The organism is Cellulomonas sp. P4_A2 (assembly GCF_056402515.1).
In genome coordinates, this window is record NZ_JBFUHG010000232.1 from 1 (window position 1) to 364 (window position 364).

General features: G+C 71.4%; 1 protein-coding gene. It reads left to right on the forward strand.

What is annotated here, in order from left to right:
- The first annotated feature begins 6 nt into the window (after nucleotides 1-6).
- Nucleotides 7-141, forward strand: coding sequence for a TOBE domain-containing protein (locus AC1DUE_RS20860; protein WP_477041300.1), 135 nt, complete (start codon nucleotides 7-9; stop codon nucleotides 139-141).
- The last annotated feature ends 223 nt before the right edge of the window (nucleotides 142-364 follow it).

Consider the following 364-nt stretch of genomic DNA (forward strand, 5'->3'; position numbering starts at 1 on the left):
GCCCAGGTGGAAATCCAGGCCGGTCCGCACCGACTGGTCTCGCTGCTGACCCGGGAGGCCGTGGAGGAGCTGGGCCTGGAGGTCGGCATGGAGGCCACCGCCCGTGTGAAGTCGACGAACGTGCACATCGACCGCGCCTGACGCGGCGCTCACGGGTGGCGGCCCCCGTGGATCACGCGTCAACTCCGCTCGCTCGCCGGTGTCACGTCCACGAGGCGTAACCACCGTCCACGCGTATCGCGTTGATGCCGCTGATGTGCCGGGCCCCGCAGCGGTCCTGAGGCAGCACGAGCTGAGGTCCGGCACGGTCGAGCGGGGCGTCGTCGATGCTGACCGCGAGCAGGACGGCGGCGCGGCCGAAGTC